Genomic DNA, 15,852 nt, shown 5'->3' on the forward strand with positions numbered 1-15,852 from the left:
GGAGGGCGACAAACGGATAGATTTAATCCGATGAATCGAAATGGCTCATGCGTCGGCGGCTTCATCCAGCCATTGGCTGAAACACGCGGCCGGCGCGGACAAGAGACGATCCGGCGTCACCAGCCAATAGCCGATTTCACCCCGTAAAGGCGCGGTATCAAAGGCCGGCACCAAAGAGCCTTCCTCGAGGCGGCGAGCGATCAGGCATTGCCGGCCCATGGCGATGCCCTGACCGGCGACGGCTGATTCGACCACGATGTTGTAGTCATGCAGCATGACGCTCGGTACGTGAGTCAGGTCGATGCCGCTGTGTTGGCTCCAGTCAGTCCATTCGAACGGTTGCAGCGATTTGGCCATCAACAGGGGACCGTTTTGCACACCCATTCGCTTGAAGTCCGGGCTGCACACCGGTGTCAGCGTTTCGGTCATGAAGCGTCGGGCCTGCACGTCCGGCCAATGGCCCTTGCCGTAACGAATGGCCAGATCGACTTCGCCACCCTTGACGTCGGCCAACTGCACGGCGGGGATCAGTTCGACATGGATGTCGGGGTGTTGTGCGCGGAAATCGCTGAGTCGTGATGCCAGCCACAAGGTGGCAAACGACGCCAGCAGGCCGATTCGCAAGGTCGTGCGTTGATTGCCGCGCAACTCGCGGCTGGCGGCGGCGATGGCGGCCAGTGCCGGTTCGATCTGGCGATAGTAGGCCTCGCCGGCGGGCGTCAGGTCGATCGCTCGGGTGCGCCGGACAAACAACCGCTGCTCCAGAAACGCTTCGAGCTTTTGCACCTGATGGCTGATCGCACTTTGCGTCACCGACAACTCATCGGCAGCCTTGATGAAACTCAAGTGGCGGGCCACGGCTTCAAAGACGCGCAAGGCCATTAACGGTGGCAGATCCTGGTGCAAGGGCACGGCAAACATCCTCGGGTTTGGCGCAAAGCGCAGATTCTGCGGGCAAAACTGTTGTTCGGTACATCAATTGTTGCCTGTCGTCGCTGGCAATGACTGGTCAGTGCCAGCGTCAGGCGGCATTATTGGCGCAGTCCTGCCGGTGATGTGGCAGTTGTGATTCTTTCAAGTGATGTACTGACGCCATGAGCCAAGATGACAAACTGATTGACCTCGGCACTGAACGCGCCAAGCGCGTGCATGACCTCAACGAGAAGCGGCTGAACGAAGTGCGCCAGGCGTTCGAGCAGGCCATGCCGTTGGGAAAGACCAAGAAAAAGTCGAAAAACAAGCCGAAAAAGCGTTGATCTTCCCCCTGCATCTTTTGATGCAGGTCATTTAATTTCCCTCCTTTGTCTCCCTTCGTTGCTGGTATTGATCCCGGTCAATTTGTGCGCCTGTGTGTTTGGTAACTTAGTTCCATCGCAGCAGAGCAGGGGCCAGGAGGCCAGTCATGTTTTTCGATAACGTGGTGTTTGCCGGGGTCCTGACTGTGGGGCTGATGGTTCTGTTTTTTGCAGGGTTTGGATTTTTTATCTGGAAGGATGCGAATAAGCGCAAGAAGTGATTCTTCTGGATTGATGGGCACGCAAGGCATTTTGGGGCGACTTCGGTTGCCCCTTTTTTTTTGTGTCTTGGCGGCCTTTGGGCCGACCATGCTTTGGGTGTGCTTTGTGAATATCCGTTGCTGCGGTAACGGCGGCTTAGGGTTCCGCCCTTACGGCGGGTCACCTTTTCCAAACGCCGAAAAGGTAACCCAAAAGGCTTGCTCCTACGTGCGGCCCGCTCGCTGGGGCTCGGGGTTCCTTCGCTGCGGGATCGATCCGGGCGCAGCGCCTACGGTTTGCTTCGCTGCACCTCCTCTCGCTGTGTTTGGCTGCGCCAAACGGTCGCTGCGCTCCCACGCCCGGATCAATCCCTCCACTCAGCCTTCCGACGTCGCCCTACAGATCAAAAGCTGCAGCCGAGCTAACGCTCATCCTGTTGAGTGGTGAAGAGCGGGGCGTGGTCGGCTTTGGATTTGTGTTGGATTCGCCCCTCATCGGAACGCCGCCCGCCCAGCCCTCTCCCGAGGGAGAGGGAGCCGATTTGTGGGCTTTTCAAGATCTGAGTTCAACGCGGTATTGCACGTCGGCGTACCTTCCCCAAACACCTCGGTCAAGTCCCCTCTCCCTCCGGGAGAGGGCTAGGGTGAGGGGCTCTTGATCTGGCTTTTGATCTTGCTTTGGCTATTGATTTTTTGCCCCTTCGGCAGGCCGAGCGGAGGTGTTCATCCGGGGTTAGGCGCGCAGCGCCGTGCGGCGTAGCCGCATTCATCGAGAGGAGGTGCAGCGAAGCAAACCGTAGGCGATGCCCCCGGATGGACACCGTAGCGAGGGAACACTGAGCCTCAGCGAAGTGCCGTACGCCGGGGCAAAGCCTTTTGGGTTACCTTTTCGGCGTTTGGAAAAGGTGACTCGCTGTAAGAGCGAAACCGCCTGCGGCAACACCCGCAGCAACGGATATGCCCCCAATCCCCAAACACAAAAAAAGGCGCGATCCTCTCGAATCGCGCCTTTCTCATGTACCGCTATCTATCAGCTACCCAGCGCCTTCGACGCCAGCCAGAACAAACCAGCCGACAGCGCAACCGTCGCCGGCAAGGTCAATACCCAAGCCAACAGAATGGTCCGAACCGTGCCACCCTGCAGTCCGCTCTTGTTGGCCACCATCGTACCAGCCACACCCGAAGACAAAACGTGAGTGGTCGACACCGGCAGGCTGAAAATGTTGGCCATGCCGATCAAACTGGCGGTGGTGATCTGCGCGGACATGCCCTGGGAATAGGTCATGCCTTGCTTGCCGATCTTCTCGCCAATGGTCAATACAACGCGTTTCCAGCCAACCATGGTGCCCAGGCCCAAGGCCAGTGCAACCGCCAGAATCACCCAGAACGGGGCGTATTCGGTGGTGGTGGTCAGGTCTTTGCGCAGCTTGTCGAGGTCAGCCTTTTCACGGGCTTCCAGGCCAGGCAGTTTGCCAACCTTCTTCGCGGTGTCGTCCAGGCAGAGCAGGTAACGACGCACTTCGATGCGGCTATCGGACGACAGCGAGTGGTAGTCCGCTACGCCTTTAAGCGTGTGCAACAGGGCGCTGATGGTCGGTTCGGTCTGCTGCGGGTTGCAGCGGAATTTTTCCGGCAGGTCGCCTTCCACGCTCTTGCCCAGGGCCAGGAATTCACCCAGCGAATCGGCGTTGCGCTGGTAGAACTGGCTCAGGTGCAGGGTCGCGTCGCGGGTGCGTTCGATCTGATAAGTGGTGCTGTTCAGGTCGAGAACGAACTGCGCAGGCACGATACCGATCAACACCAGCATGATCAGGCCGATGCCTTTCTGGCCATCGTTGGAGCCGTGCACGAAGCTCACGGCCATGGCCGAGATCACCAGGACCAGACGGTTCCAGAACGGTGGATGCTTCTTGTCGTCGATCTTGCGGCGCTGCTCCGGTGTCTTGTGCATCTTCGACAGCGGACGCCACCATTTCAGGCCGATCAGGATCAGCGCGGCGATCAGGAAGCCGGCCATTGGCGAGAACACCAGCGAGGCGCCGATGTCGATCGCTTTCTGCCAGTTCACGCCGTCGGCCAACGGAATGTCGTTGATCAGAGCGTTGGCCAGGCCGACACCGAGGATCGAGCCGATCAGGGTGTGCGAGCTGGAAGCCGGGATACCGAAGTACCAGGTGCCCAGGTTCCAGGCGATTGCCGCGGCGAGCAACGAGAACACCATCGCCAGGCCATGGCCGGTGTTCACATTGATCAGCAGTTCAACCGGGAGCAAATGGACAATGGCATACGCCACGCCAACGCCGCCCAGCAGCACGCCGAGGAAATTGAACACACCGGAAAAGAACACCGCCAGGTGGGGCGGCATGGCTTTGGTGTAGATAACAGTGGCTACCGCGTTAGCGGTGTCATGAAATCCATTGATGAACTCGAAGGCGAGGACAAACGTCAGGGCGAGCAAGAGGCTCACAAGCACCCAAGCATCCAGTCCGCTGAATAAATCGATCATGAAGGTTTTCTGACCCGGTCGTAAGGGGGCGCGATTATGCCAGAAAAGACTGGAAATCGATCCCCTACCTGCTCATCGGTTACACACTTCTTCGAATTAATTTGTTGCAGCGCATGAAAACCCAGCGCAGCGCAGGGTTTTTCAAGTCATTGATTTACTTGGTAAAAGGTTCATTTCGCAGGCGATTTCATCGTCGCGGAGAGGGCTCGAACGCTTGTCTGAAATATCTGTGAAACCTGTAGGACGCCCGTCCTCAGTCTGCCAGACCGGATGATGGCCGCTGCCCGCGGGTAGCGGGCGCGCAAGGCATCGTCGTTCCACCGCGCTTGTAACCGGTGTGGACGTAAAACCTTCAACGATCCAAAAACCGTGGCTCAAGGCTCTTCGGCTTTGAGTTCCTTTTCGATCTTTTCGATTTCTTGCTTGAAGACCTGATCCTGAACGGTCGGGCGTTTACGCCACGCTTTGCGTTCCGGTTCGGGCTGAGCGGCGTAGGTGGTGACTTCCCCGCCGTAAACTTCCTTGTAACGTTGTTCCTGGCGCTCAAGTTCCGCGCGCAGTTCGTCTTTCGTCACAGTGCTACCTGTATGAGTTGAGTTAAGTGTCTGGTGAAACGCACTGCAACGAATCGATTGAACGAAGCCACCGAGCATCCAGCACCCGGACAGGCATTGGTGTAATCGGTGGGGCGATCAAGACTTCCGTGTTACAGGCGGCTACGGCACCAGATAAAAACTGACGCAGCATCAGTTTCCTGTTTCGGCGAGCGCAGGCATTGCATGAGTGATGCGCGTCAGGCGCTGGCCGGGCTGTTGGCGATGGACATCGCCGCAGCGGGTGACGACCTCGACGTGCAAAAACGAGGTGCCACTGAGGTGCATTATAGCGGTCGATTCAGGAATGACTATCTTTGCCAAGTTAAAAACGGTTCTGGATGTGTGATTGTTTTATGACTCGCAACTTTTGTCGCTAGTTGAAGTGCGTGGTGGCCGTTATTGGCCGAGCGATCGGTTTCTGGCGCCATTTAGTCGAACAACTAAGGCGGTGATTCGGATAACCAGAGAAGTTGAGTAAACCCAGTAAAGGGCTTGAGACGAGAGCAACAGTTGGTTGCGATTATCGGTCGGCGGTTCGATAATCGCCCAATCTTGCAGGTCCGACGCTTGTGCATTTGTCGGCGAGCCGCTTGTATAGCCCATTGATCCGTGCCGGATAAAAGGACAAGAAATGAACGATCAAATGCGCAACTCTTTCACCTCCGTGGCGCCGCCGATCGTCGCCTCGCCGGCCAAACGCATCCAGGCGCTGACCGGTGATCCGGACTTCATGACCTCGCTGGCCCGTGGTCTGGCGGTGGTGCAGGCGTTTCAGGAGCGCAAGCGTCATCTGACCATCGCGCAGATCAGCCACCGTACGGAAATTCCTCGCGCCGCCGTGCGCCGTTGTCTGCATACCTTGATCAAACTCGGCTACGCCACCACCGACGGGCGCACCTATTCGTTGCTGCCCAAAGTGCTGACCCTCGGTCACGCGTATCTGTCGTCGACGCCGTTGGCGGTGTCCGCCCAGCCCTACCTCGACCGCATGAGCGAGCAGCTGCACGAAGCCTGCAACATGGCCACGCTCGAAGGCGATGACATTCTCTACATCGCGCGCTCGGCGACCACCCAGCGGCTGATATCGGTGGACTTGTCGGTGGGCGGTCGGTTGCCGGCGTACTGCACATCGATGGGCCGGATTCTGCTGGCAGCACTCGACGATACGTCATTGCGTGAATACCTCGACCACGCCGAACTGGTCGCCAAGACCAGCCGCACGATCCATACACCTGATGCGTTGCTCGAATGCCTGCAGGAAGTGCGGCAGCAGGGCTGGTGCATTGTCGATCAGGAATTGGAACAGGGCCTGCGTTCGATTGCCGTGCCGGTCTACGACGCTTCCGGCCAGGTTGTCGCGGCGCTCAACGTCAGCACCCACGCCGGTCGCGTCAGCCGTACCGAGCTTGAGCAACGCTTCCTGCCGGGGCTGCTCAGCGCCAGCCGCGACCTCAGTGCGCAATTGTTCGCCTGATGAAGCTGTTCGATAAACGCACAGTGTTGCGTTTATCGAATTGACGCTAAAACCCCCGGATCATTAATGTCGCGGCAGCGTCATCCGGCGCTGATGTGAATGAGCCCGCCGGACTGCCGACTCCCATAATAAAGACAAGAGGCAACTCACCATGCGCATGCTCCCCGACTGTCTCCGCCCAATACCCTGTTGCCGGGTTCACCGCAACGCCTGATCCAGACCTTCTATTCTTGTGACCGAGCCGCTCTCTGGCCGGCCGCCGTTCGACTGCGTTTTTTGCGTGGAATAAAAATAATGAACCAGCCTCAGTCCGCTGTGGGTAACTGCCTCGACGTGCAGACCTTCATCAATGCCCAACCGATCTCGCGCTATCAGTGGCGCGTGGTGATTCTGTGTTTCCTGATTGTCTTCCTCGATGGCCTCGACACCGCCGCGATGGGTTTTATTGCCCCGGCGTTGTCGCAGGACTGGGGCATCGACCGCGCCAGCCTTGGCCCGGTGATGAGCGCGGCGTTGATCGGCATGGTCTTCGGTGCACTCGGTTCCGGCCCGTTGGCTGACCGCTTCGGGCGAAAAGTCGTACTGGTGGGCGCTGTGGTTCTGTTCGGTGCCTTCAGCCTGGCGTCGGCGTACAGCAGCAACGTTGAGCAATTGCTGGTGCTGCGTTTCCTGACGGGCCTGGGTCTTGGCGCCGGGATGCCGAACGCCACCACGTTGCTCTCGGAATACACCCCGGAGCGCAAGAAATCGCTGCTGGTGACCAGCATGTTCTGCGGTTTCAACCTCGGTATGGCCGGTGGCGGCTTTATTTCCGCCAAGCTGATTCCGGCATTCGGCTGGCACAGCCTGCTGCTGATCGGCGGGATCTTGCCCCTGATCCTCGCTGTGGTGCTGCTGTTCTGGCTGCCGGAATCGGCGCGTTACCTTGTAGTCCGTAACCGTGGCACCGACAAAATCCGCAAGACTCTGGCGCCGATTGATCCGGTCACTGTGGCTCAGGCTTCCATCTTCAGCGTGCCGGAACAAAAAACCGTCAAGGCGCGCAATGTGTTCGCGGTGATCTTCTCCGGCACTTACAGCACCGGCACCTTGCTGCTGTGGCTGACCTACTTCATGGGCCTGGTGATCGTTTACCTGCTGACCAGTTGGCTGCCGACGCTGATGCGAGACAGCGGCGCGAGCATGGAACAGGCCGCGTTCATCGGTGCGTTGTTCCAGTTTGGCGGTGTATTGAGCGCGGTCGCTGTGGGATGGGCGATGGACCGCTTCAATCCGCACAAGGTCATCGGCACGTTCTATCTGCTGGCCGGGGTGTTTGCCTACGCGGTGGGGCAGAGCCTGGGCAACATCACCTTGCTGGCGACCCTGGTATTGGTGGCCGGGATGTGTGTGAACGGTGCGCAATCGGCGATGCCGTCACTGGCGGCGCGGTTTTATCCGACCCAAGGGCGGGCGACCGGGGTGTCGTGGATGCTGGGGATTGGCCGCTTTGGCGCGATTCTCGGGGCGTGGATGGGCGCGACGTTACTGGGGCTGGGCTGGAATTTCGAACAGGTGTTGACGGCGTTGGTGATTCCGGCGGCGTTGGCCACTACGGCGGTGGTGATCAAAGGCATGGTCAGTCATGCGGATGCGACCTGAATTTCAGCGCCTGATCGTTCCCACGCTCTGCGTGGGAATGCCTCAATAGACGCTCTGCGTCTGCTTTTGGACGCGGAGCGTCCCGGGCTGCATTCCCACGCGGAGCGTGGGAACGATCAAAATACGAAACGATAGGTTGATAACAATCTGTTCGATAAACGAACACTCAGTCGATTATCGGATTGTTTGGTGATTTTCCCAGGCTTAATCTTCAGTGACTCCGGCGCTGAACCTCGCGCCTTTTTATTACTGGCGATTCATTACAAAAACAGGAGCCCGCTCCATGGCTGAGATCCTTTCGCTGCACGACGCGGTGAAGCAATTCGTCAACGACGGCGACACCGTCGCACTTGAAGGCTTCACTCACCTGATCCCTACGGCTGCGGGTCATGAAATCATTCGTCAGGGCAAGAAAGATCTGACGCTGGTGCGGATGACGCCTGACCTGATCTACGATCAACTGATCGGCGCCGGTTGCGCACGCAAACTGATTTTCTCTTGGGGCGGCAACCCTGGCGTGGGTTCGCTGCACCGTCTGCGTGATGCGGTCGAGAAGCAATGGCCACAGCCGCTGGAAATCGAAGAGCACAGCCACGCCGACCTGGCCAATGCCTACGTTGCCGGCGCTTCTGGCCTACCGTTCGCAGTGCTGCGAGCCTACGCCGGTTCCGACCTGCCGAAGGTCAACCCGCTGATCAAAACCGTGACCTGCCCGTTCACCGGTGAAGTGCTGGCGGCGGTGCCGTCGGTGCGTCCGGACGTGACCGTGATCCACGCCCAGAAAGCCGATCGCCAGGGCAACGTGCTGCTGTGGGGCATTCTTGGTGTGCAGAAAGAGGCCGCACTGGCCGCCAAGCGCTGCATCGTCACTGTTGAAGAAATCGTCGATGACCTCAACGCGCCGATGAATTCTTGCGTATTGCCCACCTGGGCCTTGAGCGCGGTCTGCCATGTTCCCGGCGGCGCACATCCTTCCTACGCCCACGGTTACAACGAGCGCGACAATCGTTTCTATCAGGCGTGGGATCCGATCGCCCGTGACCGTGAGACGTTTACCGCGTGGATCAACGAATACATCCATGGCTGCGCTGACTTCAGCGCGTTCCAGGCCAAGTTGGCCGCAGCTTCGGAGGCCAAGTAATGACTTACACCACCAATGAAATGATGACCGTCGCCGCAGCCCGTCGCCTGAAGAACGGCTCGGTGTGCTTCGTCGGCATCGGCCTGCCGTCGAAAGCCGCCAACCTGGCACGCCTGACCTCGTCGCCCGATGTGGTACTGATCTACGAGTCCGGTCCGATTGGCGCCAAACCAAGCGTATTGCCGCTGTCGATCGGTGATGGCGAGTTGGCGGAAACCGCCGACACCGTCGTACCGACCGGTGAGATTTTTCGCTACTGGTTGCAGGGTGGGCGCATCGACGTCGGTTTTCTTGGAGCCGCGCAGGTCGACCGTTTCGGCAACATCAACACTACCGTGGTCGGAGATTACTTCTCGCCGAAAGTGCGCCTGCCGGGTGCCGGTGGCGCGCCGGAAATTGCCGGTTCGGCAAAAAGTGTGTTGATCATCCTTAAACAGTCGGCACGCTCGTTTGTCGACAAGCTCGATTTCATCACCTCGGTCGGTCACGGCGAGGGCGGCGATTCGCGTAAACGTCTGGGCCTGCCGGGCGCCGGGCCGGTCGGCATCATCACCGACCTGTGCATCATGGAGCCGGAGGAGGGCACCCACGAGTTCGTGGTCACCGCATTGCATCCGGGCGTGACCCGCGAGCAAGTGGTCGCGGCGACCGGTTGGGCGATTCGTTTTGCTGACAACGTCGACACCACCGCTGAACCGACCGACGTCGAACTGACGGCGCTGCGCGATCTCGAAGCGCGTACCGCCGCCGCCCACGGTCAGGCACCGGGAGAAGCATGATGCGCGATGTTTATATCTGCGACGCGATTCGCACCCCGATCGGCCGTTTCGGCGGCGGTTTGTCTGCCGTTCGCGCCGACGACTTGGCCGCGGTGCCGATCAAGGCCCTGATGGAGCGCAATCCATCGGTGGACTGGAGCGCCATCGACGAAGTATTTCTCGGCTGCGCCAATCAGGCCGGTGAAGACAACCGTAACGTCGCGCGCATGGCGCTGCTGCTGGCCGGCCTGCCGGACAGCGTGCCGGGTGTGACCCTCAATCGTCTTTGCGCTTCGGGCATGGACGCGATCGGCACGGCATTCCGCGCGATTGCCAGCGGCGAGATGGAGCTGGCGATTGCCGGTGGCGTCGAGTCGATGTCCCGTGCGCCGTTCGTGATGGGCAAGGCTGACGCAGCGTTTTCGCGCAACATGAAACTGGAAGACACCACCATCGGCTGGCGTTTCATCAACCCGTTGATGAAGGCGCAGTATGGCGTCGACGCGATGCCGCAGACCGCCGACAACGTCGCCGACGACTATAAAGTGTCGCGCGCCGATCAAGACGCTTTCGCCCTGCGCAGTCAGCAACGTACCGCCGCCGCGCAGGCTGCCGGCTACTTCGCTGAAGAAATCGTCGAAGTGCGGATTGCCCACAAGAAGGGCGAAACCGTGGTCAGCCAGGATGAACACCCGCGCGCCGACACCACCCTCGAAGCGCTGACCAAGCTGAAACCGGTCAACGGCCCAGACAAAACCGTCACCGCCGGCAATGCCTCCGGCGTCAACGACGGTGCCGCCGCACTGATTCTCGCGTCCGCCGAAGCGGTGAAAAAACATGGCCTGACCGCCCGCGCCAAAGTGCTCGGCATGGCCAGCGCCGGTGTGGCGCCGCGAGTGATGGGCATCGGCCCGGTGCCGGCGGTGCGTAAATTGATCGAGCGCCTGGGCGTTGCGGTCAGCGATTTTGATGTGATCGAACTCAACGAAGCATTTGCCAGCCAAGGTTTGGCGGTGCTGCGTGAACTGGGTCTGGCCGATGACGCCGCGCAGGTCAACCCGAACGGCGGCGCCATTGCCTTGGGCCACCCGTTGGGCATGAGCGGTGCACGTCTGGTGCTGACCGCGCTGCATCAGTTGGAAAAGACTGGCGGCAAGAAAGGTCTGGCGACCATGTGCGTCGGTGTCGGCCAAGGTCTGGCCTTGGCCATCGAACGCGTCTGACGCAAGCCGTGACGAAAAAGAACAGAGGAAAGCGAAATGTCTGACAAGCCTGGTTACCGTCGTCCGCAGGAAGGCACTCAGCCTGAGTACCTGCACCCGACGTATCAATCCACCAACCTGCGCTCGCCGTCGAAGCCATTGGTGTTTCTGCCGCACTCGCTGTCGGAAATTACCGGACCGACCATTGGCGCTGAACGCGTGGGCGACACCGATAACGATCTGACCGCCCAGCACGAAGGCGAGCCGCACGGCGAGCGCATCATCATTCACGGCCGTGTGCTCGACGAAAACGGTCTGCCGGTGCCGGGCATTCTGGTGGAGATCTGGCAGGCCAACGCCGCCGGCCGCTACAACCACAAGCGCGACCTGCACGACGCGCCGCTGGACCCGAACTTCTCCGGCACCGGCCGCACCGTGACCGACGCCGACGGCTGGTATCAGTTCCAGACCATCAAACCCGGCGCGTATCCGTGGGGCAACCACCACAATGCCTGGCGCCCGGCGCACATCCATTTTTCGCTGTTCGGGCCGAGCATCCTTACCCGTTTGGTCACGCAAATGTATTTCCCGGGCGATCCGCTGCTGGCGTATGACCCGATCTACAACTGCGTGCCGGACACCTCGGCCAAGGAACGCCTGATCGCCCGTTTCGATCTGGAAAAAACCATTCCGTCCTACGCCCTCGGTTACCGCTGGGACATCGTGCTGCGCGGGCGTGAAGCCACGCCGATGGAGAAATAAGATGACGCTGACTGCGACCACGTCCCACACCGTCGGGCCGTATTACCACATCGGCCTGACCTGGCTGAACCGCGAAGACCTCGCCAATGAGCAAACCCTTGGCGAGCGCGTGGCGATCACCGGGCAGGTGGTGGATGGCAACGGCGATGTCGTCAACGACGCCATGCTCGAAGTCTGGCAGGCCAACGCCGCCGGCAAATACGACCACCCGGAAGACGAGCAGGCCAAACCGCTCGACCCGAACTTTGAAGGCTTCGGCCGCGTGCCGGTGGATGCTGAAGGGCGGTTTCGGTTTACCACGATCAAACCGGGTACGGTTGAGGGCCTGAAAGGCTCGACCCAGGCGCCGCATCTGGTGGTGTTGGTGTTTGCCCGTGGCTTGGTCAAGCACTTGCTGACGCGGATTTACTTTGAAGGCGAGCCGGCGAATGTTGATGATCCGTTGCTGGAGTGTGTGCCGGCAGAGCGTCGCAGCACGTTGCTGGCCAAGCAGGACGCCTCCGGTGTTTACCAGTGGAATGTGATTCTGCAGGGCACTGATGCCGAGACCGTGTTCTTCGATTATTAAAGAGCACCACCAATCCCCTGTGGGAGCGAGCCTGCTCGCGAAGAGGGAGTGTCAGACGACATTTATGTTGGCTGACCCACCGCATTCGCGAGCAGGCTCGCTCCCACAGGGGAGAACTGTGTTGCAGATGGAACTGTGGAACGGGACTGTTGCAAAGTATGTCTAGACTCTCACTGTCCCTATCGAGTGAAAAACAATGACAACCACCACCTCCCATTACACCGGTGAAGAGCGCAGCAAGCGCATCTTTGCCATTGTCGGCGCCTCGTCCGGCAACCTCGTCGAATGGTTCGACTTCTACGTCTACGCCTTTTGCGCGATCTATTTTGCCCCGGCGTTTTTTCCTTCCGACAACCCGACGGTGCAACTGGTCAACACCGCTGGCGTGTTCGCTGCCGGTTTCCTGATGCGCCCGATTGGTGGCTGGATTTTTGGCCGGGTCGCCGACAAGCACGGGCGCAAGAACTCGATGCTCATCTCGATTCTGATGATGTGCTTCGGCTCGTTGCTGATCGCCTGCTTGCCAACCTATAAGGACATCGGCGTCTGGGCACCGATCCTGCTGTTGTTCGCACGCTTGCTGCAAGGCCTGTCGGTCGGTGGCGAGTACGGCACCACCGCGACCTACATGAGCGAAGTCGCCCTCAAGGGCCAGCGCGGATTTTTCGCCTCGTTCCAGTACGTGACGTTGATTGGCGGCCAACTGCTGGCCGTGTCGCTGGTGGTCGTGCTGCAGCAATTTCTCACTGAAGACGATCTGCGCGCCTACGGCTGGCGGATTCCGTTTGTGGTCGGTGCGGTGGCGGCGTTGATTTCGCTGTTCCTGCGTCGTTCGCTGAAAGAAACCACCAACGAGGAAACCCGCGCGCACAAAGACGCCGGCAGCATCGCCGCGCTGTTCCGCGACCACAAAGCCGCGTTCATCACCGTGCTCGGGTACACCGCCGGTGGTTCGCTGATTTTCTACACCTTCACCACCTACATGCAGAAGTATCTGGTGAACACCGCCGGCATGCACGCCAAGACCGCCAGCTACATCATGACCGGCGCGCTGTTCCTTTATATGTGCATGCAGCCGCTGTTCGGCATGCTCGCCGACAAGATTGGCCGCCGTAATTCAATGCTCTGGTTCGGCGCGCTCGGTACGCTGTTCACCGTGCCAATTCTGTTGAGCCTGAAAAGCGTCAGCAGCCCGTTCCTCGCGTTTGTGCTGATCACCGTGGCACTGGCGATCGTCAGTTTTTACACCTCGATCAGTGGCCTGGTAAAAGCCGAAATGTTCCCGCCGGAAGTTCGCGCCCTCGGCGTCGGCCTGGCTTACGCGGTGGCGAATGCGATCTTCGGCGGTTCGGCGGAATTCGTCGCCCTGAGCCTGAAGAACATCGGTATGGAAAACGCCTTCTACTGGTACGTGACGGTGATGATGGCGATCGCGTTCCTGTTCAGCCTGCGCCTGCCGAAACAGGCGGCGTATTTGCACCACGATCTCTAACCCCAAGCGCGCGGGCCTTGATGGCCCGCGCCGGCAAGGACTGTTTATGACTCAGCGACCGGGCAATCAATTGTTCGATGCCTATTTCACTGCCGGCGATATGCGCGAAGTGTTCTGTGATCAGGGCCGCGTGCAGGCCATGCTCGACTTCGAAGCGGCGCTGGCCCGGGCCGAGGCGCGGGTTGGATTGATTCCGGCGTCTGCCGTGGCACCGATTGCGGCGGCGTGCGATGCCGGACTGTATGACTTCGCGGCGCTGGGCGAGGCGATTGCCACGGCCGGCAATTCGGCGATTCCGCTGGTCAAGGCGTTGGGCAAGCAGATTGCTGCCAACGATGCCGAAGCCGAGCGTTATGTGCATTTGGGGGCGACCAGTCAGGACGTGATGGATTCCGGGCTGGTGCTGCAATTGCGTCAGGCGCTGGAACTGATTGAAAGCGATCTGGCACACCTGGCCGATTCCCTCTCCATCCAGGCGCAACGTCATGCAGCGACGCCGCTGGCCGGACGCACCTGGCTGCAACACGCGACGCCGGTCACCCTCGGCATGAAAATCGCCGGATGGCTGGGCGCTGTGACGCGCAGCCGTCAACGCTTGCGCGAACTCAAGCCGCGTCTGCTGGTGCTGCAATTTGGCGGTGCGTCCGGGACGCTCGCAGCCTTGGGCGAACAAGCCTTGCCGATCGCCGAAGCCCTCGCCGAAGAGCTGCAACTGACCTTGCCCGAACAGCCGTGGCACACCCAGCGTGATCGCGTGGTCGAGTTCGGCGCGGTGCTCGGTCTGATCGCCGGCAGCCTCGGCAAATTCGGCCGCGACATCAGCCTGTTGATGCAGACCGAAGCGGCCGAGGTGTTCGAGCCGTCGGCGCCGGGCAAGGGCGGTTCGTCGACCATGCCGCACAAGCGCAATCCGGTTGGCGCGGCGGTATTGATTGGCGCGGCGACGCGGGTGCCGGGGCTGGTCTCGACACTGTTCAGCGCGATGCCGCAAGAGCATGAACGCAGCCTCGGTTTGTGGCATGCCGAATGGGAAACCTTGCCGGAGATTTGCTGCCTGGTTTCCGGTTCGTTGCAACAGGCACGCTTACTGGCCGACGGCTTGCAAGTCGATGCCGAGCGCATGGCGCGCAACCTCGAACTGACCCAAGGGCTGGTGCTGGCCGAAGCGGTGAGCATCGTTCTTGCGCAACGGGTTGGCCGTGACAGCGCGCATCATCTGCTTGAGCAATGCTGCAAACGCGCGGTGGCCGAGCAGCGCCATTTGCGCGCCGTGCTCGGTGACGAACCCAAGGTCACCGCCGAGTTGAGCAGCGCTGAACTCGATCATCTTTTGAACCCCGCCCATTACCTCGGTCAGGCGCAAGTCTGGGTCGAGCGCGCGGTGGCCGAACACAACGCATTGTCTGTCTGAAAGGAGAGGGCTGTGGCTTTCGTTCAACTCGCCGATGGCGAACTGCACTATGAAATAGAGGGCCCGGTCGATGCGCCGGTGCTGGTACTGTCCAACTCGCTGGGCACTGACCTGCACATGTGGGACGCACAGATGCCGGCGTTTACCGAGCACTTTCGCGTGCTGCGTTTCGACACCCGTGGCCATGGCCAATCGCTGGTAACGCCGGGGCCTTACAGCATCGAGCAACTGGGTTATGACGTGCTTGGTTTGCTGGATGCATTGCACATTGAGCGCGCGCATTTCTGCGGGTTGTCGATGGGGGGCTTGATCGGTCAGTGGCTGGGCATCAATGCAGGTCATCGTCTGGACAAGCTGATCGTGTGCAACACCGCGGCAAAAATCGGCGATCCGTCGGTGTGGAATCCACGTATCGAAACCGTGTTGCGTGACGGCGCGGCGGCGATGGTTGCCCTGCGTGATGCATCGATTGCCCGCTGGTTTACCCCGGACTTCTCGGCAGCACACCCGGCGGCGGCCAAGCAGATTACTGACATGCTCGCGGCCACGTCGCCTGAAGGTTACGCGGCCAACTGCGCGGCGGTGCGTGATGCCGATTTCCGTGAGCAACTGGCGTCGATCAATGTGCCGTTGCTGGTGATCGCCGGCACTGAAGATGCGGTGACGCCGCCGTCCGGTGGGCATTTCATACAGGAACACGTGCGCGGTGCCCAGTACGCCGAGTTCTATGCGGCGCACCTGTCCAATGTGCAGGCTGGCGCGGATTTCAGTGATCGTGTTCTGGCGTTTCTGAACGCCTGATAAGG

16 protein-coding genes are annotated in these 15,852 nt (G+C 60.1%); 13 read left to right on the forward strand and 3 right to left on the reverse strand.

All coding sequences use genetic code 11. From position 1 onward, the window contains the following. Positions 1-45 precede the first annotated feature (45 nt). Positions 46-912, reverse strand: a complete 867-nt coding sequence (locus P3G59_RS06760; RefSeq protein WP_277760952.1) for a LysR substrate-binding domain-containing protein — start codon at positions 910-912, stop codon at positions 46-48. A gap of 182 nt (positions 913-1,094) precedes the next feature. On the opposite strand from P3G59_RS06760, the gene P3G59_RS06765 reads away from it, so the two are divergent. Then, positions 1,095-1,256, forward strand: a complete 162-nt coding sequence (locus P3G59_RS06765; RefSeq protein WP_277760953.1) for a hypothetical protein — start codon at positions 1,095-1,097, stop codon at positions 1,254-1,256. 146 nt (positions 1,257-1,402) lie between these two features. Beyond that, the gene (gene ccoM / locus P3G59_RS06770) at positions 1,403-1,516 is read left to right on the forward strand and encodes a cytochrome c oxidase subunit CcoM (protein ID WP_003222396.1); all 114 of its coding nucleotides are present in this window, start codon (positions 1,403-1,405) and stop codon (positions 1,514-1,516) included. 1,009 nt (positions 1,517-2,525) lie between these two features. Here the strand turns inward: ccoM and P3G59_RS06775 are convergent. Beyond that, entirely contained in the window at positions 2,526-4,001 is a 1,476-nt protein-coding gene (locus P3G59_RS06775; protein ID WP_064119763.1) for an inorganic phosphate transporter, read from the reverse strand. 374 nt (positions 4,002-4,375) lie between these two features. Beyond that, complete coding sequence (locus tag P3G59_RS06780) at positions 4,376-4,576, reverse strand: hypothetical protein (RefSeq protein ID WP_008080067.1); 201 nt, start codon at positions 4,574-4,576, stop codon at positions 4,376-4,378. Positions 4,577-4,780: 204 nt separating this feature from the next. Between P3G59_RS06780 and P3G59_RS06785 the strand changes: the two genes are divergently transcribed. The 11 genes from P3G59_RS06785 (at position 4,781) to pcaD (ending at position 15,847) form a co-directional block, all read left to right on the forward strand. Further along, a complete protein-coding gene (locus tag P3G59_RS06785) occupies positions 4,781-4,954 on the forward strand; it encodes a hypothetical protein (protein ID WP_277760955.1) in 174 nt (57 codons plus the stop codon). A gap of 274 nt (positions 4,955-5,228) precedes the next feature. After that, positions 5,229-6,071: a pca regulon transcriptional regulator PcaR gene (pcaR, locus tag P3G59_RS06790; protein ID WP_007917109.1), complete on the forward strand. Its 843-nt coding sequence runs from the start codon at positions 5,229-5,231 to the stop codon at positions 6,069-6,071. Between the two features lie 294 nt (positions 6,072-6,365). Beyond that, positions 6,366-7,712, forward strand: coding sequence for an MFS transporter (locus P3G59_RS06795; RefSeq protein WP_277760956.1), 1,347 nt, complete (start codon positions 6,366-6,368; stop codon positions 7,710-7,712). Positions 7,713-7,995: 283 nt separating this feature from the next. Beyond that, positions 7,996-8,853: a CoA transferase subunit A gene (locus P3G59_RS06800; protein ID WP_277760957.1), complete on the forward strand. Its 858-nt coding sequence runs from the start codon at positions 7,996-7,998 to the stop codon at positions 8,851-8,853. Then, positions 8,853-9,632 carry a CoA-transferase subunit beta gene (locus tag P3G59_RS06805; protein WP_277760958.1) on the forward strand — a complete coding sequence of 260 codons (780 nt, stop codon included), beginning with the start codon at positions 8,853-8,855 and terminating at the stop codon, positions 9,630-9,632. Before P3G59_RS06800 ends, P3G59_RS06805 begins: the two co-directional genes overlap by 1 nt. Continuing rightward, positions 9,629-10,834, forward strand: a complete 1,206-nt coding sequence (pcaF, locus tag P3G59_RS06810; RefSeq protein ID WP_277760959.1) for a 3-oxoadipyl-CoA thiolase — start codon at positions 9,629-9,631, stop codon at positions 10,832-10,834. The genes P3G59_RS06805 and pcaF overlap by 4 nt, the downstream gene beginning before the upstream one ends. Positions 10,835-10,870: 36 nt before the next feature. After that, positions 10,871-11,575, forward strand: a complete 705-nt coding sequence (pcaH, locus tag P3G59_RS06815) for a protocatechuate 3,4-dioxygenase subunit beta (RefSeq protein ID WP_277760960.1) — start codon at positions 10,871-10,873, stop codon at positions 11,573-11,575. A 1-nt stretch (position 11,576) separates the two neighbouring features. Then, complete coding sequence (gene pcaG, locus P3G59_RS06820) at positions 11,577-12,143, forward strand: protocatechuate 3,4-dioxygenase subunit alpha (RefSeq protein WP_277760961.1); 567 nt, start codon at positions 11,577-11,579, stop codon at positions 12,141-12,143. Between the two features lie 196 nt (positions 12,144-12,339). Next, the gene (locus P3G59_RS06825; protein WP_277760962.1) at positions 12,340-13,635 is read left to right on the forward strand and encodes an MFS family transporter; all 1,296 of its coding nucleotides are present in this window, start codon (positions 12,340-12,342) and stop codon (positions 13,633-13,635) included. Between the two features lie 46 nt (positions 13,636-13,681). Next, positions 13,682-15,046, forward strand: a complete 1,365-nt coding sequence (locus tag P3G59_RS06830) for a 3-carboxy-cis,cis-muconate cycloisomerase (protein WP_277760963.1) — start codon at positions 13,682-13,684, stop codon at positions 15,044-15,046. A gap of 12 nt (positions 15,047-15,058) precedes the next feature. Then, positions 15,059-15,847 carry a 3-oxoadipate enol-lactonase gene (gene pcaD / locus P3G59_RS06835; protein WP_277760964.1) on the forward strand — a complete coding sequence of 263 codons (789 nt, stop codon included), beginning with the start codon at positions 15,059-15,061 and terminating at the stop codon, positions 15,845-15,847. The last annotated feature ends 5 nt before the right edge of the window (positions 15,848-15,852 follow it).

It is taken from the genome of Pseudomonas sp. A34-9 (assembly GCF_029543085.1).
Lineage (GTDB): Bacteria > Pseudomonadota > Gammaproteobacteria > Pseudomonadales > Pseudomonadaceae > Aquipseudomonas.